General features: G+C 63.6%; 20 protein-coding genes and 1 pseudogene. 16 read left to right on the forward strand and 5 right to left on the reverse strand.

Going from position 1 to position 21,145, the window contains the following annotated elements; translation table 11 throughout:
• Window positions 1–3: 3 nt before the first annotated feature.
• A complete protein-coding gene (locus P4U43_RS02590) occupies window positions 4–1,272 on the reverse strand; it encodes a PrsW family intramembrane metalloprotease (RefSeq protein ID WP_277357311.1) in 1,269 nt (422 codons plus the stop codon).
• Window positions 1,273–1,370: 98 nt separating this feature from the next.
• Between P4U43_RS02590 and pyrR the strand changes: the two genes are divergently transcribed.
• From pyrR to P4U43_RS02645, 11 genes and pseudogenes are all read left to right on the forward strand, one after another.
• On the forward strand, window positions 1,371–1,946 hold the full coding sequence (gene pyrR, locus P4U43_RS02595) for a bifunctional pyr operon transcriptional regulator/uracil phosphoribosyltransferase PyrR (RefSeq protein ID WP_277357312.1): 576 nt from the start codon (window positions 1,371–1,373) through the stop codon (window positions 1,944–1,946).
• Window positions 1,943–2,944: an aspartate carbamoyltransferase catalytic subunit gene (locus tag P4U43_RS02600; protein ID WP_277357313.1), complete on the forward strand. Its 1,002-nt coding sequence runs from the start codon at window positions 1,943–1,945 to the stop codon at window positions 2,942–2,944. Before pyrR ends, P4U43_RS02600 begins: the two co-directional genes overlap by 4 nt.
• Entirely contained in the window at window positions 2,941–4,260 is a 1,320-nt protein-coding gene (locus tag P4U43_RS02605; protein ID WP_277357314.1) for a dihydroorotase, read from the forward strand. The genes P4U43_RS02600 and P4U43_RS02605 overlap by 4 nt, the downstream gene beginning before the upstream one ends.
• Before the next feature lie 3 nt (window positions 4,261–4,263).
• Window positions 4,264–4,794 carry a PH-like domain-containing protein gene (locus P4U43_RS02610; protein ID WP_277357315.1) on the forward strand — a complete coding sequence of 177 codons (531 nt, stop codon included), beginning with the start codon at window positions 4,264–4,266 and terminating at the stop codon, window positions 4,792–4,794.
• A complete protein-coding gene (gene carA, locus P4U43_RS02615) occupies window positions 4,791–6,035 on the forward strand; it encodes a glutamine-hydrolyzing carbamoyl-phosphate synthase small subunit (RefSeq protein WP_277357316.1) in 1,245 nt (414 codons plus the stop codon). The genes P4U43_RS02610 and carA overlap by 4 nt, the downstream gene beginning before the upstream one ends.
• Window positions 6,036–9,347, forward strand: a complete 3,312-nt coding sequence (gene carB / locus P4U43_RS02620; protein WP_277357317.1) for a carbamoyl-phosphate synthase large subunit — start codon at window positions 6,036–6,038, stop codon at window positions 9,345–9,347.
• Between the two features lies 1 nt (window position 9,348).
• Window positions 9,349–10,197 (forward strand): orotidine-5'-phosphate decarboxylase, encoded by an 849-nt coding sequence (pyrF, locus tag P4U43_RS02625; RefSeq protein ID WP_277357318.1) that lies wholly within the window; start codon window positions 9,349–9,351, stop codon window positions 10,195–10,197.
• A gap of 99 nt (window positions 10,198–10,296) precedes the next feature.
• The gene (gene mihF / locus P4U43_RS02630) at window positions 10,297–10,632 is read left to right on the forward strand and encodes an integration host factor, actinobacterial type (RefSeq protein WP_277357319.1); all 336 of its coding nucleotides are present in this window, start codon (window positions 10,297–10,299) and stop codon (window positions 10,630–10,632) included.
• 14 nt (window positions 10,633–10,646) lie between these two features.
• Complete coding sequence (gmk, locus tag P4U43_RS02635; protein WP_277357320.1) at window positions 10,647–11,216, forward strand: guanylate kinase; 570 nt, start codon at window positions 10,647–10,649, stop codon at window positions 11,214–11,216.
• 48 nt (window positions 11,217–11,264) lie between these two features.
• Entirely contained in the window at window positions 11,265–11,525 is a 261-nt protein-coding gene (gene rpoZ, locus P4U43_RS02640) for a DNA-directed RNA polymerase subunit omega (RefSeq protein ID WP_026544007.1), read from the forward strand.
• A gap of 30 nt (window positions 11,526–11,555) precedes the next feature.
• Window positions 11,556–11,699: pseudogene (locus P4U43_RS02645) on the forward strand (flavoprotein); the annotation flags it as partial.
• 133 nt (window positions 11,700–11,832) lie between these two features.
• On the opposite strand, the gene P4U43_RS02650 reads toward P4U43_RS02645, so the two are convergent.
• A complete protein-coding gene (locus P4U43_RS02650; protein ID WP_277357321.1) occupies window positions 11,833–13,083 on the reverse strand; it encodes an inositol-3-phosphate synthase in 1,251 nt (416 codons plus the stop codon).
• 80 nt (window positions 13,084–13,163) lie between these two features.
• Complete coding sequence (locus tag P4U43_RS02655) at window positions 13,164–14,231, reverse strand: sugar phosphate isomerase/epimerase family protein (protein ID WP_277357322.1); 1,068 nt, start codon at window positions 14,229–14,231, stop codon at window positions 13,164–13,166.
• Window positions 14,232–14,471: 240 nt separating this feature from the next.
• Here P4U43_RS02655 and P4U43_RS02660 point away from each other — a divergent pair, with 240 nt between their 5' ends.
• From P4U43_RS02660 to P4U43_RS02675, 4 genes are all read left to right on the forward strand, one after another.
• Window positions 14,472–15,680, forward strand: a complete 1,209-nt coding sequence (locus tag P4U43_RS02660) for an ROK family transcriptional regulator (RefSeq protein WP_277357323.1) — start codon at window positions 14,472–14,474, stop codon at window positions 15,678–15,680.
• 452 nt (window positions 15,681–16,132) lie between these two features.
• The gene (locus P4U43_RS02665) at window positions 16,133–17,080 is read left to right on the forward strand and encodes a TIM barrel protein (RefSeq protein ID WP_277357324.1); all 948 of its coding nucleotides are present in this window, start codon (window positions 16,133–16,135) and stop codon (window positions 17,078–17,080) included.
• A gap of 238 nt (window positions 17,081–17,318) precedes the next feature.
• Window positions 17,319–17,882 carry an orotate phosphoribosyltransferase gene (gene pyrE, locus P4U43_RS02670; protein ID WP_056545924.1) on the forward strand — a complete coding sequence of 188 codons (564 nt, stop codon included), beginning with the start codon at window positions 17,319–17,321 and terminating at the stop codon, window positions 17,880–17,882.
• Window positions 17,883–17,892: 10 nt separating this feature from the next.
• Complete coding sequence (locus tag P4U43_RS02675) at window positions 17,893–18,891, forward strand: thioesterase domain-containing protein (protein WP_277357325.1); 999 nt, start codon at window positions 17,893–17,895, stop codon at window positions 18,889–18,891.
• 122 nt (window positions 18,892–19,013) lie between these two features.
• Here P4U43_RS02675 and P4U43_RS02680 read toward each other — a convergent pair whose 3' ends face one another.
• Window positions 19,014–19,793 carry an HAD-IIA family hydrolase gene (locus P4U43_RS02680; RefSeq protein WP_157359012.1) on the reverse strand — a complete coding sequence of 260 codons (780 nt, stop codon included), beginning with the start codon at window positions 19,791–19,793 and terminating at the stop codon, window positions 19,014–19,016.
• 69 nt (window positions 19,794–19,862) lie between these two features.
• Here P4U43_RS02680 and P4U43_RS02685 point away from each other — a divergent pair, with 69 nt between their 5' ends.
• Window positions 19,863–20,507, forward strand: coding sequence for a TrmH family RNA methyltransferase (locus P4U43_RS02685; RefSeq protein ID WP_277357326.1), 645 nt, complete (start codon window positions 19,863–19,865; stop codon window positions 20,505–20,507).
• Here the strand turns inward: P4U43_RS02685 and P4U43_RS02690 are convergent, their stop codons facing one another.
• Complete coding sequence (locus P4U43_RS02690; protein WP_277357327.1) at window positions 20,508–21,017, reverse strand: MarR family transcriptional regulator; 510 nt, start codon at window positions 21,015–21,017, stop codon at window positions 20,508–20,510.
• Window positions 21,018–21,145 lie beyond the last annotated feature (128 nt).

Consider the following 21,145-nt stretch of genomic DNA (forward strand, 5'->3'; position numbering starts at 1 on the left):
AACTCAGACCCTGCGCGCTGACGCCGCGTTGAGGATCCGGCGGCGGGCCGCGTCCAGTTCGTGTAGGAGGTGGACCTCCAGTTGCGGATCATGCGTGGCCGCGTGGCCCGCGCGGAGACGCTGGCGCACAAAGGCCAGACGGACGCCGGTGTTGATGAATTGCTTCATACCAGGACCCGCGCCGACGGCCCGCGCCCACGCCATCGCCGATGACCGACCGCGCGGCGCCGCCACCATTTCCAACTCCTGATTGGTGAGCCAACCGGCACCGGAGTACTCCGCCAGGCGCTGATATGTCACTGCCCGTTCAGCGCGGCGCAAACCAAGCACGACTGCGATCACCACGAGGAATAGCGGCACCTGAACCAGGAAATAGAACGAGAAGAAGTCGGTGAACAGGACCACCAGGCCGCCGTTCCACAGCATGTGACCGGCGATGGCGGGAAGCAGGCCGATAGCAAACGCACCCAGCAGCCGGCCCTTCCCACGGCCTTTCGCGACGACCATCCCGAGGACAACTCCCAGCGCACCGGTGAACATCACATGGGCGAACGGTGAGAACAGTCCCCGCATCACAAACACCGTGATGAGTCCGCCGAGCCCTGCAGGGTCAGTGATCGCCGATCCGAAGTAGAGGATATTTTCGGTGAACGCGAAGCCCGCGGCGACAGTTCCGGCATAGACCATCCCGTCCACCGGCCCGTCAAAATGGGTGCGTCGGGACAGAGCAAGAATCAGTACGCCGAGACCCTTGGCTGCTTCTTCCACCAGCGGAGCCTGGAAGACAGGACCGATGATGTCGGGACTCGTTCCCTCCAGCCCTACGCTCAAAAGCGCCGTGACGACGGGCCCTAGCAGGAGCGTGACAGCCACCGACATTCCTGCTCCCCAGAGGAAAGCGAAAGTCAGGGCGCCCCGCGGTTCCGGGTCCCACCGGTCCACCCAGCGGATGCCGGCCAGGCAGATTGCCAGCGGCACCAGTGCAAGAGCGGCGCACAGAACCAGTGCAGCCGCCCCCAACTGCACCGTCACGAGCACCGCCACTCCACCAAGAATGAGGGCCGCAAAAACGAGCAGCAAACCATTGACGACGGCGGCGCGCACCGGACGGGAGTGCTCCCTGCCAAGTGATTCCATTCCGGGGGGCAGGTGGGCAGGCGACGGAATCGGTGGCCCCGGACTTACCTGCTGCCACATTCCCAGCGGCGGCTGTGCCGCCGGTTGTACCGTCCGACGTGGCTCCGAGTAGGGGCGCCCGGCGTTCATACTCATCCCCACAGGATAGGCGGTGGGGCGGCTGTGATAGTTTTGAACGCGCAGCCCAACCCTTTAAAGGCCGTCCCGTGAGGCGGAGAAGGAGGACGCGTTCCATGAGTGTACCCAGCCCTCACACCGGAGGCTCCGTGTTCCGCACGGTCCTCGGTGACGCTGATATCGATCGTGCCCTGACGCGGATCGCGCACGAAATCCTCGAAGCCAACAAGGGCGCAGAAGACCTCGTACTGCTGGGCATTCCCCGCCGCGGTTTTCCCATCGCGCAAAGGCTCGCCCGCAAGATCGCGCGCACCGATCCCACCGTGAACCCCGAGCGCATGGTCGGACGCCTCGATGTCACGATGTTTCGTGACGACCTCCGCAAGCACCCCACCCGCCCGCCCGGTCCCACAAAGCTTCCGCCTTCCGGCATCGACGACAAGGTTGTCGTGCTGGTGGATGACGTGCTCTACTCCGGCCGCACGATCCGGGCAGCGCTTGACGCAATCGTCGACGTCGGAAGACCCCGAATTGTCCGTCTGGCCGTTCTGGTGGACCGCGGGCACCGCGAGCTCCCCATTCGAGCGGATCACGTTGGAAAGAACCTTCCCACCTCCTCCGCAGAAAAAGTTCGTGTGCGGATCAGCGAAATCGATTCCGTCGACGAAGTAGTCATTGAAGGACCGGCATGAAGCACCTCCTGTCGACCGAGAACCTGACGGGAACGGAAGCTATCCGGATCCTCGACACTGCCGAAGAAATGGCGGTTGTCGGTGAGCGGGAAGTGAAGAAGCTGCCGGCGCTACGTGGACGGACCGTCGTAAATCTCTTCTTCGAGGACTCGACACGGACCCGTATCTCTTTCGAAGCCGCAGCGAAGCGGCTGTCCGCTGATGTGATCAACTTCGCTGCGAAGGGCTCCTCGGTTTCCAAGGGCGAGTCACTCAAGGACACGGCGCAGACCCTTGAGGCGATGAGTGCCGATGCCGTGGTCATCAGGCACTGGGCATCCGGGGCTCCCGCCCGGCTTGCTGCCTCGGACTGGATCGACGCCGCCGTGATCAATGCGGGCGATGGAACCCACGAGCATCCCACCCAGGCGCTGCTCGATGCCTTCACACTCCGCAGGCACTGGTCGAAGATCGCCGGACGCCCATCCCTCGGTGAAGACCTGCGGGGGCTGCGGATCGCGATTGTGGGTGACGTTCTGCACTCGCGGGTAGCCCGCTCCAACCTCTGGCTGCTCACCACCCTCGGTGCGGAGGTGACCCTCGTGGCGCCTCCGACCCTGCTGCCCGTCGGTATCGATACCTGGCCCTGCAGGGTCAGCTTCGACCTTGACGAGGTACTGGCGACCGGTCCGCACGCGGTCATGATGCTCCGGGTTCAAGGCGAGCGGATGAACGCTGCCTTCTTCCCCTCGACCCGTGAATACGCCCGCACCTGGGGCTTCGACGATGAGCGGCTGGCAGCGCTGGAGGCCTCCGCCGGCAAGGACACCATCATCATGCATCCGGGCCCCATGAACCGGGGCCTCGAGATTTCCTCAGCTGCGGCTGATTCTCCCCGTTCAACCGTGCTTGCCCAGGTGCGCAACGGCGTATCCGTCCGGATGGCCGTTCTCTACCTGCTGCTGTCGGGCGATGATTCCGCGCAGCCCACACCCGCCCAGGAGGCAATAACAGTATGAGTACCAGCTACCTGATCAAGGGCGCCACCATCGCCACGGGGGAGGCCGGTGTGGACGTACTGGTTTCAGATGGACGCATAGCTGACCGAGGGCGATCCCTTTCAGCTGCCGGCGCCGTCGTTCTTGATGCCGACGGGTTGATCCTGCTACCCGGAATGGTGGATATCCACACACACCTTCGGGAACCGGGACGCGAAGATGCGGAGACAGTGGAGTCCGGTACCCGGGCAGCTGCGCTGGGGGGCTATACAGCCGTGCACGCGATGGCCAACAGCATGCCCGTGGCAGACACCGCTGGCGTGGTTGAGCAGGTTCATGCACTTGGGAGGCGCGCCGGCTGGGTAGACGTACGTCCGGTTGGTGCTGTCACAGTCGGGCTTGCCGGGGAGAGGCTCGCGGAGCTCGGCGCGATGGCGGAGTCGCGTGCCAGGGTCAGGGTATTTTCCGACGACGGCATCTGTGTGTCAGATCCGGTGCTGATGCGGCGCGCACTGGAATACGTGAAGGCGTTCGACGGCGTAGTCGCCCAGCACGCGCAGGAGCCGAGGCTCACTGAGGGCGCACAGATGAATGAGGGCGCCGTCTCTGCAGTCCTCGGGCTGGCGGGTTGGCCGGCGGTTGCCGAGGAAAGCATTATTGCGCGTGACGTCCTGCTGGCGCAGCACGTTGGTTCACGGCTCCACGTCTGCCATGTTTCAACTGCGGGGTCGGTTGACATCATCCGATGGGCGAAACAGCGCGGCGTGAAGGTGACCGCAGAAGTCACGCCGCACCACCTGTTGCTGACCGACGAACTTGTCCGTTCCTGGGATCCCGTCTACAAGGTGAACCCGCCGCTGCGCACGAACGACGACGTCACGGCTCTCCGCGAGGCGCTGGCTGACGGAACCATCGACGTCGTCGGCACTGATCACGCGCCGCACCCCTCCGAACACAAGGAGTGCGAATGGGCGCAGGCCGCAATGGGCATGACGGGCCTGGAAACTGCTCTGTCCGTCGTGCAGCACAGCATGATCGAGACCGGACTCATGGATTGGTCGCGTTTTGCCGATGCGACGTCCATTCTCCCTGCGCGCATCGGCAGGGTGGAGACGCAGGGAAGACCGCTGGAGGTTGGCGAGATGGCAAATCTCACACTGGTGGATCCAGCAGCCCGGTGGACGGTCGATCCCCATAAGATGGCTACCAAGGGCCGTAACAGTCCCTTCGCCGGCCTTGAGTTGCCAGGCGCCGTCGTCGCAACCTTCTTCGCGGGGCATCCGACCGTGCTCGAAGGGCGGCTCAACACACCGCATCCCGATGCACAAGGGGAATGAAGCGTGGACGTAGCAACAACCGCGGTCGTCATCTCACTGATTGCGATCGTGCTGGTGGTGGGACTGATGGCCCTTGGCTGGCGCAATCGCCAGCTGCGCCAGCAGGGGCTGCAGGCTCCTGCCGGTCTTCCCGGCAATCCCGGGACACCGCTCTATGCTGCGGAAGGGCAATACGTGGTCACCACCACCGGCGGTGACTGGCTTGACCGCGTCACAGCCCATGGTTTGGGCAATAAGGCAACAGCGACCGCAGCCGTGTATGCGCACGGTCTCCTGTTTGACCGCACCGGTGATAGCGAGGTGTACATCGCCAAGGAAAATCTTTCAGACGTTCGGCTCGAGCGCGGCATGGCCGGAAAATTCGTTGAAAAGGACGGTTTGGTGGTTGTGTCATGGACCCTGGATTCCCAGACCTTTGATACCGGCTTCCGAACCCGGTATTCCGCGGACAAGACTCAGCTTCTGGCCGCAATCAGCGCACTGATTGAGGACGCTGACCCCCTCACCAACCCCACGAGCAAGGAAATACAGTGACAACACACGCGGGAGTAGCAGGCGCCGGTGCAGAGGCGGTTCTGATTCTGGAGGACGGACGTTCCTTTCGTGGACGCAGTTACGGAGCGCCCGGAACGGCTCTGGGCGAGGCAGTCTTCGCTACCGGCATGACCGGGTATCAGGAGACCATCACGGATCCCTCCTACGCGCGGCAGCTCGTAGTGCAGACGGCACCGCACATCGGCAACACCGGGGTGAACCGGGACGACGCCGAGTCCCGGCGGATCTGGGTGGCCGGCTACGTTGTGCGTGACTCGGCGAGGCGCCCCTCCAACTGGCGGTCCGAGAAAAGCCTCGATGACGAGCTGACCGAACAGGGCGTCGTCGGTATTCAGGGTGTCGATACCCGTGCCATCACCCGCCACCTGCGCGAGCGCGGCGCTATGAAGGCCGGCATCTTCTCCGGACCGGACGCCGCACGCAGTGATGCTGAGCTCCTCGCCGAGGTGAAAGGCCAGCGCAGCATGGAGGGGTTCCGGCTCGCGGAGGAAGTGAGCGCCACCGCACGCTACGTTGTGGAGCCCTCCGACCACGGTTGGGACGGCGAGCCACGGTTCACGGTGGCGGCCCTGGACCTCGGCATCAAAGCCATGACACCGAAGCACTTTGCCCAGCGCGGTGTGCGCACAGTGGTGCTGCCTGCAGATTCAACCTACGACGACGTCGTGGCCGTCGGTGCCGATGGGGTCTTCATGTCAAACGGGCCGGGGGATCCGTCAACCGCGGACGCCCAGGTTTCGCTACTGCGCCACGTTCTCGACGCGCGGATGCCGTTCTTCGGTATCTGTTTCGGCAACCAGATCCTTGGCCGGGCACTCGGTTTCGGCACGTACAAGCTGCGTTACGGGCACCGGGGGATCAATCAGCCCGTACTCGACCGGCGTACGGGCAAGGTAGAGATCACCAGCCAGAACCACGGGTTCGCGGTGGACGCACCACTCGAGGGACCGGTTACCGCCCCTGAGGAACGCTTCGGCCGCGTCGAGGTGAGCCATGTGTGCCTCAATGACGACGTCGTCGAGGGCCTCGCGTGCCTGGATCTGCCGGCGTTCTCGGTGCAGTACCACCCGGAAGCGGCTGCCGGCCCGCATGATTCCGCGTACCTGTTTGACAGGTTCATCGACTTCATGGCCGAAGCTGCCCGCTCCGGCGACGGCTCCGGCAAGCTTGATGCCTCCGAAGTCTCCAAAGCTCCCACCCCCGCGCAGGAAGAAAACTAGATGCCCCGCAGAACCGATCTCACCTCCGTCCTGGTCATCGGATCGGGGCCCATCGTCATCGGCCAGGCGGCCGAGTTCGACTATTCAGGCACCCAGGCGCTCCGCGTGTTGAAGGAGGAGGGCCTGAGGGTCATCCTGGTCAACTCCAACCCGGCAACGATCATGACCGATCCGGAGTTCGCCGACGCAACCTACGTTGAGCCGATTACGCCGGAAGTGGTCGAGAAGATCATCTCGAAGGAACGTCCGGACGCGATCCTTCCCACGCTGGGCGGCCAGACCGCGCTCAACACGGCGATCGCCCTGGACAAGAACGGCGTACTCGAGAAATACGGTGTGGAACTCATCGGCGCGAACATCGCTGCGATCGAGCTCGGCGAGGACCGCGAGAAGTTCAAGGGCGTCGTGGAGCGTTGCGGCGCGGAATCGGCCCGGTCCGCCATTATTCACTCCTTGGAGGAAGCTTTCGTTGCTGCGGAGGATCTCGGATACCCGATGGTGGTCCGCCCTTCCTTCACCATGGGTGGTCTCGGTTCCGGCCTTGCCTACACCGAGCAGGACCTGCGGCGCATTGTGGGTCAGGGCCTGCAGTACAGCCCTACCAGCGAGGTACTGCTTGAGGAGAGCATCCTCGGGTGGAAGGAATACGAGCTGGAAATGATGCGCGACAAGAAGGACAACGTCGTCGTCGTCTGTTCCATCGAGAATTTCGACCCGGTCGGGGTCCATACCGGCGACTCCATTACCGTGGCGCCGGCCCTGACACTCACCGACCGTGAGTACCAGCGCCTGCGGGACATCTCGATCGCGGTCATCCGTGAAGTGGGCGTGGATACGGGCGGTTGCAACATCCAGTTCGCGGTTGAGCCAGGTACCGGTCGCGTCGTGGTTATCGAGATGAATCCACGCGTCTCGCGGTCCTCGGCCCTGGCCTCGAAGGCCACCGGATTCGCCATCGCGAAGATCGCCACGAAGCTCTCCCTCGGGTACACGCTCGACGAAATCCCGAATGACATCACGCGCAAGACACCGGCGTCCTTCGAGCCGACACTGGACTACGTTGTGGTCAAGGTTCCCCGGTTCGCGTTCGAGAAGTTCCCCGCCGCAGATAACACGCTGACCACCACCATGAAGTCCGTCGGCGAGGCGATGGCGATGGGCCGAAATTTCACCGAAGCGCTGCAGAAGGCGCTGCGCTCCCTGGAACAAAAGGGCTCACAGCTGACCTTTGATCCGGTCAGCGAATTCGACGTCCCCGAACTGATCGAGGCGGCAAAGCGCCCGACGACGGAGCGTCTCTCCCAGGTGCAGCGGGCACTCCTCGGAGGAGCGAGCATTGAAGACCTCTATGAGGCCACCGGTATCGATCCGTGGTTTTTGGACCAGCTCGTCCTCCTCAACGAGGTGGCTGCGACCGTCCGCCTGGAAGGGATCAAGCCTGACACGCTGCGACTGGCGAAGCGGCACGGCTTCTCCGACGAGCAGATTGGCCTCCTCACGCATACGCCGGAGGCAGTGGTGCGGGGCGTACGTCATGCCCTCGACATCCGGCCGGTCTTCAAGACTGTAGATACCTGCGCAGCCGAATTCGCGGCGTACACGCCGTACCACTATTCGTCCTACGACGAAGAGGACGAGGTGGGCCTGCACGCCAAGCCGTCCATCATCATCCTGGGCTCCGGCCCGAACCGCATCGGACAGGGCATCGAACTCGACTACTCGTGCGTCCACGCGACCATGGCGCTGCGCAAGGCCGGCTATGAGACGGTGATGGTCAACTGCAATCCGGAGACCGTTTCCACGGACTACGACGTCTCCACCCGACTCTACTTCGAGCCGCTCACGCTGGAGGATGTCCTCGAAGTGATTGCCGCAGAGGAACGGACCGGCGGGGTCATGGGTGTCTTTGTGCAGCTAGGCGGCCAAACGCCGTTGAAGCTTGCCCAGGCGCTGGCCGATGCCGGCATCCCGATCCTCGGCACGTCGCCTGAGGCCATCGACCTGGCTGAGCACCGGGGTGAGTTTGCGCGGGTCCTGGCCGAGGCCGGACTGATAGCCCCGAAGAACGGTACGGCAGTCTCCTTTGAGGATGCCCGGGCCATTGCCGACGAGATCGGCTATCCGGTCCTGGTCCGGCCGTCGTACGTGCTGGGTGGACGCGGCATGGAGATCGTGTATGACGAGGCGAACCTGTCCCGCTATATCTCCAACGCGACAGAAATCACTGCGGACCATCCGGTCCTGATTGACCGGTTCCTCGAGGATGCCGTGGAGATCGACGTCGATGCGCTGTACGACGGCAAGGACCTGTACCTCGGCGGCATTATGGAGCACATCGAGGAAGCCGGCATCCACTCCGGAGACTCCGCGTGCGTGCTGCCCCCGATCACTCTGGGTACCGATGTGCTGGATCGGGTCCGGAAAGCAACCCGCGCCATTGCCGAGGGCGTCGGCGTCCGCGGTCTCATCAACATCCAGTTCGCGCTTGCAACAGATGTGCTGTACGTGCTCGAAGCCAACCCGCGCGCCTCGCGTACCGTCCCGTTCGTCTCGAAGGCCACGGGTGTCCAGATGGCGAAGGCCGCCGCGCTCATCGGCACCGGTGTTACCATCCACCAGCTGAGGACTGCCTATAAAATCCTGCCTGAAAACGGTGACGGCTCACAGCTGCCGCTATCCGCGCCGGTGTCCGTGAAGGAGGCGGTGCTTCCGTTCAGCCGCTTCCGCACGCCGGAGGGCACAGTGGTTGACTCGCTGCTGGGTCCTGAGATGCGTTCGACCGGTGAAGTCATGGGTATTGACAAGCATTTCGATACCGCCTTCGCCAAGAGCCAGGCCGCTGCCAACAACGCCCTGCCCACCCAGGGCAAAGTGTTCGTCTCCGTGGCCAACCGGGACAAGCGTTCGATCATCATGGGTGTCAAGCGACTCTCGGATCTCGGCTTCGAGATCGTCTCCACCGGCGGCACTGCCGATGTGCTGCGCCGCAATGGCATTCAGGCCACTCCTGTCCGGAAAGTCGCCGAAGGCAGCAGTGCAGAGGGCGAGGGAACCATTGCGGACCTGGTGGTCGCCGGTGAAATCGATATGGTCTTCAACACGCCCTCAGGCGGGGAGGCTCGCAGCGACGGGTACCAGCTGCGCGCTGCCGCAACCTCGATCGGCATTCCGTGCATCACCACCGTCGCTGAGTTCAACGCGGCGGTGCAGGCAATCGAGGCGCTGCGCACCTACGAGTGGTCGGTCACAAGCCTGCAGGACCACGCACGGGCTATCCGGGGCGAGACCGTTCCGGACCCGGCCGGAGCATAAGGTGACGTTCGGATCGCGGCTGGCGGCCGCCGTCGGGCGTTTCGGAAGCCTGTGCGTCGGAATCGATCCGCACCCCTCACTGCTCGCGGCGTGGGGCCTTCCCGATACCCCCGCCGGGCTGGACACTTTTTCGGAGACGGTGTTGGAGGCGGTCGCGGGAAGTGTGGCGGTCGTGAAGCCGCAGGTTGCCCTGTTTGAGAGGCACGGTTCCCGCGGAATGGCCGTCCTCGAGCGGCTGCTGAAGCACAGCACCGCGGCCGGGGTGCTGACAATCGCAGACGCCAAGCGCGGGGACATCGGATCAACCATGGCCGGCTATGCCGATGCCTGGCTCCGAGACGGGTCCGCACTGGCAGCGGACGCCCTCACCCTCAGCCCGTACCTGGGGTTCGAGTCGCTTCGCCCGGCCTTGACCGCGGCCAGTGAGACGGGTCGCGGAGTCTTTGTCCTGGCCCTCACCTCCAACCCGGAGGGCGCTTCCGTGCAGCATGTGGGCGGCGAGGACTCGGTTGCGCGCCGCATAGTCCAGGCAGCGGCTGCAGAGAACGACGGCGGCACCCCGGGTTCGGTGGGTCTGGTGATCGGCGCGACCGCAGGGGCAGCGGTGCGTCGGCTTGGGCTCGACCTGGGCACGCTGAACGGGCCGATTCTCGCTCCCGGCGTGGGGGCGCAGGGTGCCGGGCGCCAGGAGCTTCTGGAAACCTTCGCGGGCGCCTCCGGAGTGATCTTGCCCAACTCGAGCAGGGAGATCCTTAGCTCCGGTCCCGACGCGGCACGACTTCGCCAGGCGGTCGCCACGGCGCAACGCGCGGTGGACCTGTCCGGGGTCGCCGAGCCCGGAACGGATTGATTTTCAGTCAGCCGAGCAGATAGGTTCAGTGCAAGCCCAAACTCCAGACCCGTCACTGCCGGTGCTTGGCCGACGGTTTCAACTGCCTAGGGAGCCCGAGTGAGCCTGAAACCTCTCACCGATAGCGAACGAACACTGGCGCGGGAAAAAGCAACTGCGGCCCGGGCCGTCCGGGCGGAGCTGAAGTCCCGGCTGAAGTCGGGAGAAGTGACGGTCGATGAGGTCATCAACGGTTCTACGCATGAAGAAGCGATCGGCAGGCTTCGGGTTCTTGATTTACTCAAGGCTTTGCCCGGTGTGGGGGAGAAGCGGGCCGCGGGCATCATGGACGCCGTGGGAATCGCAGCTACCCGCAGGGTTCGCGGGCTGGGAATCCACCAGCGCAAGGCCCTCGTTGAACATTTGACGAACCACCCGGCGAACAACCGCCACTAGAGAAAGAAGTATTCGTGAATCAGCCGCGGCTGACCGTGCTTGCGGGCCCAACGGCTGTGGGCAAAGGGACTGTCTCGACCTACATCCGTGACAATTACCCGGAGGTGGAACTCTCCGTCTCGGCGACAACCCGCGCTCCCCGTCCGGGTGAGGTGGAGGGAGTTCATTATCACTTCGTGTCGCCGGAAGAGTTCGACTCCCTGGTGGACACGGGCCAGATGCTGGAGTGGGCTGTTGTGCACGGGCGGAACCGCTATGGCACCCTGAGACGCACGGTCAATTCAGCGATGGAGGCCGGAAAGTCGGTTCTCCTCGAGATTGACCTGCAGGGCGCGCGACAGGTGAAGGAGAGTATGCCGGAAGCGAATTTCGTGTTCCTCGCCCCCCCAAGCTGGGAGGAAATGGTCCGGCGGCTCATCGGCAGGGGTACCGAAACCGCCGAGGAACAACAGCAGCGCCTGGTAACCGCTAAACTGGAACTTGCTGCCGAACCGGAATTTGATCACACCGTGATTAATGACGATGTTCAGCGCGCAGCAGATGAGCTTGTTTCATTGATGGGCCTCACCGCGCACTCGCAGTAAAACGCAACGCGCAGTGGCTTTTACGGCCCAGCGACTATTGGAGATTTTGTGTCTACTCAGCCCGAAGGCATCATCAACCCGCCGATCGACTCCCTGCTCGAGGCGTCGGATTCGAAGTACGCCCTGGTGATTTACGGTGCCAAGCGTGCCCGCCAGATCAACGCCTACTACTCGCAGCTGCACGAGGGCCTGTTCGAGTACGTCGGGCCGCTTGTCGAGACCAAGCTGAATGAGAAGCCCCTGTCGATCGCCCTGCGCGAGATCAATGAGGGAATGCTCGTAGCTGCACCGGCAGAAGCGTCGGAGTAAGCGCTCCGCCGGTCAGCGCGAAGACTCGACGTGCGTATCGTCCTGGGAGTTGGAGGAGGGATCGCCGCCTACAAGGTGGCGTCCCTTCTGCGTTTGTTCACTGAAGCCGGCCATGAGGTGACGGTCATTCCCACCGATGCAGCGCAGCGCTTTGTGGGCACGGCCACCTGGGAGCACGCGCTCGCCAAAGGGAGAGCCACCCGGCGGCCGCCTAGTGCATGCCCGGCTGCAGATCCGCCCGCGAGAGTGTCGCCAAGTACCGTCAGCACGGCCGGCGCGCGCACGAGCTCAAGGTAGTCGTTGACGCTCACGGCTGCTCTGAGCTCCCGCCGCCGGCCGCCAACCGGGCACTTGCCGTCTCCGCCCACTCCACGAGGTTGCGGGTCTGGTTGGCGAACGAGTGCTCGTCGCTGCCCCAGGGATCCTTGAAGAAAAACCCCAGTGCCTCGACATGGCCTTCCTCTCCCGCAGCGTGGGCGAGGGCCATCAGCCGGGCGAGGTCGAGCACCATGGGAGCGGCGAGCATGGAGTCGTAGGCGCTCCAGGTGGTTTGCAGGGTCAGGCGCGATCCGAGGAAACCCTCAACGTTGATGTGGTCCCAGGCCACCTTCGTTTCACCGAGATCCTGGACATTGTCAATGTGAAGCGGAGTGACCGCACCCCCCGTCAGCTCCTGCAGGCCGCGGTTCTTGGACTGAAGCTTGCCTGAGACGGCCTGCGGATCGGCGAGGGTTGCGCCGTCCCCACCGCCGAGCAGGTTGGTGCCGGCCCAGGACAGGACACGGAGCCCGCGAGCTGCGAAAGCGGGTGCGAGGACTGACCGCAGCCAGGTCTGGCCGGTCTTGCCGTCCTGGCCGGCGGACGGCACCTGATGCCGGGCGGCGAGCTCACGCAGCGCTGGGATGGTGAGAGCCGTGGAGGGTGTGAAACACACATAGGGGGAACCGGCCAGGATAGCTGCGTAGGCGCCCACCGAGCTCGGCGGCAACACGCGGCGGGCCGGATCCTTCAGGGCGGCGAGAAGCAGGTCTACGTTGTAGAACTCGGCGATCGGTTCAACGGGTGCCTCGGTGGAAGCGACATCAAGAACGACGACGCGGTCAAGGTTATTGGCCTGCTTGAAGTCGGTGATGTCCTGCGCGAGCCGCTGGGCCACCTTTTCCTGTGACTCGGACTTCTGTGCGGGGTCGTAACCCGGCCGCACGCGCTGGTCCGCCTCACCGAGCTGTGAGCGGACGGATTCGAGCAGGTGAGACGGCAGCATTCCCGAATCAACGAGTGCCTCGGCACGCTTGGTCATGCAGACGCCGCTGATGTCGTGTCCGCCCACCACGAGGTCGGTGAAGTCGGGAAGCAGAGCCGCATTGAAGGAGTGCTGGTCCGTGACGCAGCCCGTGGCGGGGGCAAGGCCCGAAGAGATGGCAGCGAGTCCCACCGTGGCAGTGGTGGCCACGGATCCGCGCGCACCGATGAGCCAGATGCCGGTCCTGCCATAGGCAGGAGCGGTTGATTCTGACCTTTCGGCCTCGCTCTGAGTTCCTTCGGCTGATGTACCCAATTCGGTGTTCCTTTCGAAAGTTCGGCAGCGCTGAGGCCCTCCGGGCGGACCTGTTCAGGACCACCCGGAGAGCTTGCGCGTCAGTAGGAGTAGCAGGTGAGGAAGTTGAAGCTGTCCTCGGCGAACTCCGCCGTCGCCGGGGCGCCGTCGCGTTCAATGACGTAGTACTTCACATGGCCCTGCGCGGCGTCGAGAATGGGCGCCCAGTCAATGTCCCCTTCTCCGACGTCGGTCAGCAGGGGAAAGCTCTCGAAACCGAGGGTGTCGGCCGGCAGGGCGCCATCCTTGATGTGCAGCAGTTCAATCCGGTCACCGTGGCGCTCAAGCAGGTCGACGACGTCGACTCCCGCGTCAGATGCCCAGTACACGTCCAGCTGGAAGGCCACGTAACGCGGGTCGGTGTTCGCCAGGAGCACTTCATAGGCGGTTGTCTGCTCGCCGGTCTCCGGGTTGGTAACCAGCGTGGTGAACTCCCACCAGTGGTTATGCCCGAAGTGCTTGCCGGTGCCGGCCTCGACGGAGAGCTGGCCGAGATGGTTCATTGCCTCGGCGGTGGCCAGCACGTCTGCGTAGGTGCTGCTTCCATCCCTGTTGATACCGGGTGCGGCCCAGCCGCCGGATCCCGTGTACTTCTGGCCGATGGTCTTGGCGTACGCAAGGGTCTGGTCGAAGGTCGCTTCAGCTGTGCTTCCGTGCGCCGACGGAGCCTTGAGCTTGTATTCCTTGAGCAGTGCACGGAACTCCTCCGCGCTTCGTCCTTCATAGGAACCGCCGAACGGCTCCACGTTCTTGTAGCCGATCTCAGCCAGCTCGGCGAGGACGGCCTCGGTACCGATCTCCCCCTGCCAGCCCGCGTAACTGTAGAGCTGGAACGAAATCTTGCTGGCCGGAATGCTCTTGCCTGCGCAGTCGGCTGCCGGGTTTGCATTGCTGGACGCGGGAGCCGCAGCAGCGGGCCCGGTCAATAGAGCGGTCGCCGCGATGGCAAGTGAAGCGGCGCCTGCCAGCCTGCGAATAGCCCCCCGGTGTGAGCGGGTGCTGCCGGTACGGGTGTCCTTGATCAAAGCTTCCTCCTTGAAGTGATGCTGCGTCGTAGCTGTGCCGGAGGTTCTCTCCTGCTGGGAGACCTGTGGAGAGACGCCGGTCACAAAGAACCTAACACGACTAATGACGATGACCAACGGATGTAGTGGTTCCTTCGATATATTCGCGCAACCCAACGTGACCAATAAGGCGAAATTGCGGGCAGTAACGCGGATTGCGTGGCATTCGATCATTTCGACGGCGGTGGAAGCGGTTGAAGCGCGTGCACGCGCCCTTTCTTCCGGGTGCCCACCGAGCCCGCTTCCAGCCCTCTGTTTCGTCGAAAGGTGTGCTGTAATTAGTCGATGAGTGACATAAGCAGCTTCAATGGCCTTGGTTCATCCGGCGCGAGCGAGTTGTTCCAGATCCTGCGCGATGGCCGTCCGCGTACGCGGACCGAGCTCGCCGAGCAAATGGGCCTTGCCCGTTCCACCATCACGCTGCGCATTGAGGCGCTCATGGAACTCGGTCTTGTTGGTTTCGTGGATGATGCGGTTTCGACCGGCGGGCGTCCCTCCTCGCGTATCGCGTTGAAGGCCGGCAGCAAGGTAGTACTCGGTGTGGACATTGGCGCTTCGCATCTGCACGTCGCGGTTACGGACCTGACGGGCCACCGCCTGCATGAAGCTTCGCGGGCCATCGAAGTCACGCAGGGCCCCGATGTTGTGTTGCAGGCAGTTGTGGAGTTGGGCACCGAGTTGCTCGAGCAATCAGGGCGGGCCGTCAAAGACCTGCTGGCCATCGGCATCGGCGTGCCCGGCCCGGTGGAGCACCGGACCGGCAGGCCGATCAACCCGCCGATCATGCCCGGATGGAACGGTTTCGACGTGCCGGGCCACCTGCAGGCCCACTTCCACGTGCCGGTCCTCGTAGACAACGATGTGAACATCATGGCGCTCGGTGAGCGCAACGTCGCCTGGCCCGCAGTAGACAACCTCATCTTCGTCAAGGTCGCCACCGGCATCGGCTCGGGCATCGTCTCCAGCGGTATGCTGCAGCGCGGTGCAGACGGCGTCGCCGGGGACATCGGCCATATCCGCGTGCACAACGGCGGTGGAGTGCCCTGCCACTGCGGGAACAAGGACTGCCTGGAAGCAGTGGCATCCGGGCCGGCCGTCGCGTCGAAATTGCGCGCCCTCGGACTGGAAGCCACTACCAGCGAGGATGTGGTTCGGCTGGTTGGCGCGGGAACCACCGAAGCCGTGCATGCCGTGCGCCAGGCCGGCAGGGATGTAGGTGAGGTGCTCTCTGCCTGTGTCAGCCTCATCAATCCGTCCGTCATTGTCATCGGCGGCTCGATGGCACTCACTGGCGAGCACTTCATCGCGGGCATCCGCGAAGTGGTCTACTCCCGAACTATCCCCCTGGCTACCCAGCACCTGCAGATTGTGCAGTCAAGTTCCGGCCTCGATGCCGGCGTGCTCGGCGCCAGCATGCTGGCCATCCACCATGCCATGTCCCCACAGCGCATCGATGCCATGGTCCTGGGCCTGTCTGACTCGATGGCGGGCTAGCCGCCGACTTCTTCTGACACCCTTCCGACTTTTGCTTGACAGACAACAAAACCCCGAATTAGGGTCAGACCACAAGCCCGAACGACGGCGGCACTGACCTTCCCGGTAAGCGTCGCCGCCGGCTGGCCAGGCGGGAGGGTCAACACCTTCCTGCCTGGATTTCAGGTGCAATTGCTCTTGAAATCGGGGAAGTTGTGGTTGTGAAAGCTCGGATTACATCAGCACCATGACTTCCTGCCACTATCGCGTCTGGCACCGATTGACAGCAACGGTGGTGTGTTGAGCGCACGGCGAGGACGCTGTGGGTGAGGCAACCAACCGTGGGTAGCGCTGCTGCCCGGCTGCTTCGGTTCCTGCCGTGAGCCCCGTAACCAATTGCTGCACCGCAGCTTCACATGCTTCCCCACCAAGGTCGGCGGCGGAACGCATCCAGTGCCAGGAAAGGCAAACATATGTGCTTTGGATTCAATGCCCCAGGCGCCCTTCGTCGTTCATTGGAAGAGAAGGGGGTTGACCGGCGCAGCTTCCTGAGGGGAGCCGCAGCGGTCGGTGTAGGAATGGGTCTGGCCGGCGTTGGCGGGACTGCTGCCATCGCCGCTCCCAGTGGCAGGAAGGGCCGGCCGGTGCCTCCCGGACTCATCAGCATCCAGCTGTACACGCTGCGCGACATCATGCGCGGCGAGGGAGTGGATGCAACTCTGGCGAGCCTTGCTGACTTCGGCTACACCAAGGTTGAGCTTGCCGGCCTCTACGGACGCACCGCTGAATCGATGCGCTCAACCCTTGATTCGCTTGGCATCACCCCATCATCGAGCCACGACGGCATCAGTTCCTCGCCGGCCGCACTGGAGGCGAAGATCGCGAACGCCGTCGCCCTCGGCCAGACGCACATCAACGTGCCGTATCTGGCTTCAACCTCCGGGGATGACTGGCGCCGCTGGGCGGACCAGATGAACGTGGAGGCCGCAGCTGCCCGCGCAGCCGGGCTCAAGTACGGTTACCACAATCACGCCCACGAGTTCACGACCGACGTCGGCGGCGGAGAGACCCCATGGGACATCTTCACCAGCCGCCTTGATCCCAAACTGGTCCACCTGGAGGTAGACCTGTACTGGGCTGTCACCGGCGGTGTTGGCGTGGGCGCGAAAGATCCCGTTCAGTTCGCCATCGACACCATTCAGCAGGCGCCGCAGAAGGTTCTGCAGTACCACGTGAAGGATAAGGAGAGCCTCGACGGCGACCGCAATTTCGCTGACCTCGGCACCGGAATCATCGACTTTGCGCGTATCTTCCGGGCCCACACACCGAAGGAATACATCGTCGAGAACGACCAGCCGGACGTCACGCCCCTGCAGACCGCAGAGGTGGGCTACGACTACCTGCGTGCGCTCCGCTTCTAGTGGGAACTGCTCCAGTAGAGCCGTAGAGCGGACCGACGCTCCCAGTCGAGCCGTCCGGTGAAAGCCGGGTAGATGTCTCCCACAGAGGCACCTGCCCGGCTTTCGTCGTCGTCGGGGCTTGGGAAAGCCCATGTACAGCCGAATGGCAGGTTTCACCCGGCAAACGCCCACGCAATCGTCACCGGAATGATGCGCTGAGCTGAAATGTGCAACCGTCGCCCCGTCTAAACTGATTCCCATGACCGATATCCCCACCGCCCGTGACCGACTCCGCGATCTCATTTTGGAACTGGCGGTGGTGCGGGGAAAGGTCACACTTTCCAGCGGCAAGGAGGCGGACTACTACATCGACCTCCGCCGGGTGACGCTGCATCATGAAGCGTCGGCGCTGGTGGGAGAGGTCATGCTGGGCCTGCTCGACGACGCCGGCATCACCTTCCAGAGCGCGGGCGGCCTGACAATGGGGGCGGACCCGGTGGGAACAGCGCTGATGCACGCCGCCACCCGGGACGGACGCGCTATTGACGCCTTCGTGGTGCGCAAGGCGCAGAAGACATACGGAATGGGCCGCCAGGTCGAGGGCCCGGATGTAGCAGGTCGCGACGTCGTCGTTCTTGAGGACACCTCCACTACCGGCGGATCCGCGCTCACCGCAGTGGAGGGCGTGCGCAAGGCCGGCGGGAATGTAGTGGCAGTCGCGGTCATCGTGGACCGCGATACCGGTTCGAAGGAGCGGATCGAATCCGAAGCGGGCGTGCCCTACCTCTTCGCGTTCAGCAAGGACGAACTCGGTCTGGAGTAATGGCCAACCCATGACCACCGATCCGGAGCGGCTCCTCACCTATGCGCATGGCCTGAAAGGCATGTCGCGCCGGCGCTTCCTTACCGGTTCCGCTCTTGGGCTGGCCCTGGCCACGGACCTGTTCGTTACGCGCCAGATCCAGGAAGCCCGCGAAGAGTTCACCATTATCCCTGTGGAGGATGAGTACGCAGACGCCACCTTCCCCAACGCTCGCTGGATCCTGTTCCCGGGATACAAGACGAGCTGGGAAGAAGGTGTCTGGATCATGAACTCGCTCCGGCCGGTGCTCAGCCGGCGGGCACGGTTGGCCGTCATGGGCTACTCCAACCGGGGCCTGGATATCTCCACCATCGTCGGCTCCCTGCGGCGCTACATCCGCACCCAGCAGATTGACACCCTGTATTTCTACGGACACAGCTTCGGGGGAATGGTGGCTGTGGAGGTTGCTTCCCGGCTTCGTGAGGTGGGTATCGACGTCCGGTTCATCCTGCTGGATTCGAGCCCGCATGACCGGTTTGACGTGATCGACCAGGCAATGTTCGACGGCGTTGTCTACCTTTACGAGGCCGGTTACCGTGTTCCCACCGTTCTTCGCGGCAGTTACGAGCTGGCTGAGCGCATTGTGCACAAGAACGAGCGCACCTGGTCGCAGATCGTCGATCAGACCCTTGAGCAGCTCTCACCGTTGGCTCCGTCCAGTGTGCTGATCCAGTCCCAGGCGTCGTACATCTTTCATTACAACGTTGCCCGGTTCAGTCTGGGCAGCAGCACCGAACTGGCGTTCATCGGCAACCCGAATGACGGCACGGTGGATTACGCGACGGCGCGTCCCGGCTGGGCGGCGGCCTTCCCGGACAGCTTGGTTTCAGCGGACCTCATTACCGAGGGTGCTCTCCCGCCCCACGCCAGCCCGCAGTGGAACCCGCTGATTTACCAGGCTGTGGTGCGCGAACTGCAGCAGGAATTCCTTCCGATTCCCACCGGTGGAGCAGTGAAGAGCATCTCCTAGTTTCGTGCAGAACCGGCGCCAACCTGCCTATAGTCGCTTCAGAACGGTGGCAGACCTCGCACTTGCGCGGAATGCAGCCCAGAGCTAGGCGGCGATGTCCCGCAGGTTGAGGATGCCGGGCATCAGACCTGCTCGATGAGGTCCTGCACGGAGTCCACGATCTGCGCCGGCCGGAACGGGTAGGCATCGACGTCTTCCCGCTTGGTGATGCCGGTAAGCACCAGGACAGTATGGAGACCGGCCTCCATGCCCGCGATGATGTCCGTGTCCATGCGGTCACCCACCATGGCGGTGGTCTCCGAATGCGCGTCGATCTGGTTCATTGCCGAGCGGAACATCATCGGGTTCGGCTTGCCCACGATGTACGGCTCGCGGTTGGTTGCCGCTGTGATGAGCGCCGCTATTGCCCCGGTGGCGGGAAGCGGGCCCTCCTTGGAGGGGCCGGTGGTGTCCGGGTTGGTGGCAATGAACCGGGCGCCGTCCAGGATCAGGCGAATGGCCTTTGTGATCGCTTCGAACGAGTAGGTCCGCGTTTCGCCGAGCACCACATAGTCCGGATTCTGGTCGGTGAGGACAAAGCCGGCCTCGTGCAGCGCCGTCGTCAGTCCGGCTTCACCAATCACATAAGCTCGGCCGCCGGGCAGCTGATCGCGCAGGAACTGCGCTGTGGCGAGCGCCGAAGTCCACAGATTCTCCTCCGGAACCTCGAGTCCGGAGGCCTTCAGCCGTGCAGCCAGGTCACGCGGGGTGTAGATCGAGTTGTTCGTCAGAACGAGGAAGCGGCGGGAGGTTGCCACCCACCGGTCAATTAGCTCCGCAGCTCCCGGGATGGCCTGATTCTCGTGGACCAGGACGCCATCCATATCAGTCAGCCAGCACTCGATGTGTTCGTTTTCGCGCATTTGCTTCTTCCGTGACGACGTTGGAGGGGACATAAACCCGGCATCAGTCTTTCACTCTAGTCTTGGGGGGTGGAAGAAACTGTGGAAAACGCTCCGGCAACCGTGGGTGTGGGTCCCTGGGAGGGCGTGTGGCCCTCTGATCCGCACTGGGACCCGGATTTGCTGGCACACGGGGATACCCGGAACGTAGTTGATGAATACCGCTACTGGCAGCATGACGCCATCGTTGCCGACCTCGATTCCAAGCGCCATAACTTCCACGTGGCCATCGAGAACTGGCAGCATGACCTGAATATCGGCTCAGTGGTCCGCACGGCCAACGCTTTCCTGGCGCGTGAAGTGCACATCATCGGACGACGACGGTGGAACCGCCGCGGAGCCATGGTCACCGACCGCTACCAGCACGTTCGGCACCATCCCACGGTTGAGGAGTTTGTCGAGTGGGCGCAGGCAGCCGGGCTACGTGTGATCGGTATCGATAATTTCCCCGATTCCGTGCCGTTGGAAACGTATGAATTGCCGCGCGATTGCGTGCTCGTGTTCGGGCAGGAGGGCCCGGGCCTCACTCCGGAAGTCCATGCCGCCGCCGATGCCACGCTGTCCATCGCCCAGTTCGGTTCCACCCGTTCGATCAACGCATCAGCAGCAGCGGCCATCGCCATGCACGGCTGGGTGCGGCGCCACGTGTTTGGGCAACACACCATTCCGCAGTAGTCAGCCCTGCTGGTCCGCGTCGATCCCGTCCACGGCCTCGCGCAACCGGACAAGGAAGTCAACGACGACGGCCGCATCCCCCGGTTGGAGCGTCTGAGCGACATCCATCATCCGCTGGTGCGTATTGCTCATGGTCCGCCGGGCGTCGCAATCCGGCTCTGCGCTCGCCTCCAGGACCAGTGCCCGGCGGTCGCTGGGGTGCGGTTTGCGCCGCACGTGCCCTGTCCGGGCCAGCCTGTCGATGAGGCTCGTGGTGGAGGCAGAGGAGATCCCCAGCCGAACAGCGAGTTCCTTGGGGCTGACTTCGCGATGATCATGCTGCGCCTCAAGCAGGTAGCGCAGCGCAAGGAAGTCGGTTTCGCCCATGCCGGTGGAGGAGCGAGTGCGTCGGCGCATGGCTGTTTCGGAGGCACGGTAGTCCCGTAAGGCGTTGAGCACGGAGATACCCGGATCCAACCGGTCAGTCAAGGTTCCCCCCGTGACGGGAACAGCCTGCGGAAGAGTGCTCATGTCTGTCAGCCTAGCATTTTGTTAGCGGGCCTTGCAGGACGCTTACCATGTAGCTAGTTTTCCTAGGGAAATGGGTGTAGAACTGCTAGGAGGCTAACTATCAGAAGGAACAACCGCGATGACGATGA

Source organism: Arthrobacter vasquezii (assembly GCF_029455255.1).
Classification (GTDB): Bacteria; Actinomycetota; Actinomycetes; order Actinomycetales; family Micrococcaceae; genus Arthrobacter_D; species Arthrobacter_D parietis.

Coding starts and splice junctions, on each gene's coding strand:
- P4U43_RS02590 (WP_277357311.1), bottom strand. CDS start 1,272: ATGAGTATGAACGCCGGGCGCCCCTACTCGGAGCCACGTCGGACGGTA.
- pyrR (WP_277357312.1), top strand. CDS start 1,371: ATGAGTGTACCCAGCCCTCACACCGGAGGCTCCGTGTTCCGCACGGTC.
- P4U43_RS02600 (WP_277357313.1), top strand. CDS start 1,943: ATGAAGCACCTCCTGTCGACCGAGAACCTGACGGGAACGGAAGCTATC.
- P4U43_RS02605 (WP_277357314.1), top strand. CDS start 2,941: ATGAGTACCAGCTACCTGATCAAGGGCGCCACCATCGCCACGGGGGAG.
- carB (WP_277357317.1), top strand. CDS start 6,036: ATGCCCCGCAGAACCGATCTCACCTCCGTCCTGGTCATCGGATCGGGG.
- P4U43_RS02660 (WP_277357323.1), top strand. CDS start 14,472: ATGAGTGACATAAGCAGCTTCAATGGCCTTGGTTCATCCGGCGCGAGC.
- P4U43_RS02665 (WP_277357324.1), top strand. CDS start 16,133: ATGTGCTTTGGATTCAATGCCCCAGGCGCCCTTCGTCGTTCATTGGAA.
- pyrE (WP_056545924.1), top strand. CDS start 17,319: ATGACCGATATCCCCACCGCCCGTGACCGACTCCGCGATCTCATTTTG.
- P4U43_RS02675 (WP_277357325.1), top strand. CDS start 17,893: ATGACCACCGATCCGGAGCGGCTCCTCACCTATGCGCATGGCCTGAAA.
- P4U43_RS02680 (WP_157359012.1), bottom strand. CDS start 19,793: ATGCGCGAAAACGAACACATCGAGTGCTGGCTGACTGATATGGATGGC.
- P4U43_RS02690 (WP_277357327.1), bottom strand. CDS start 21,017: ATGAGCACTCTTCCGCAGGCTGTTCCCGTCACGGGGGGAACCTTGACT.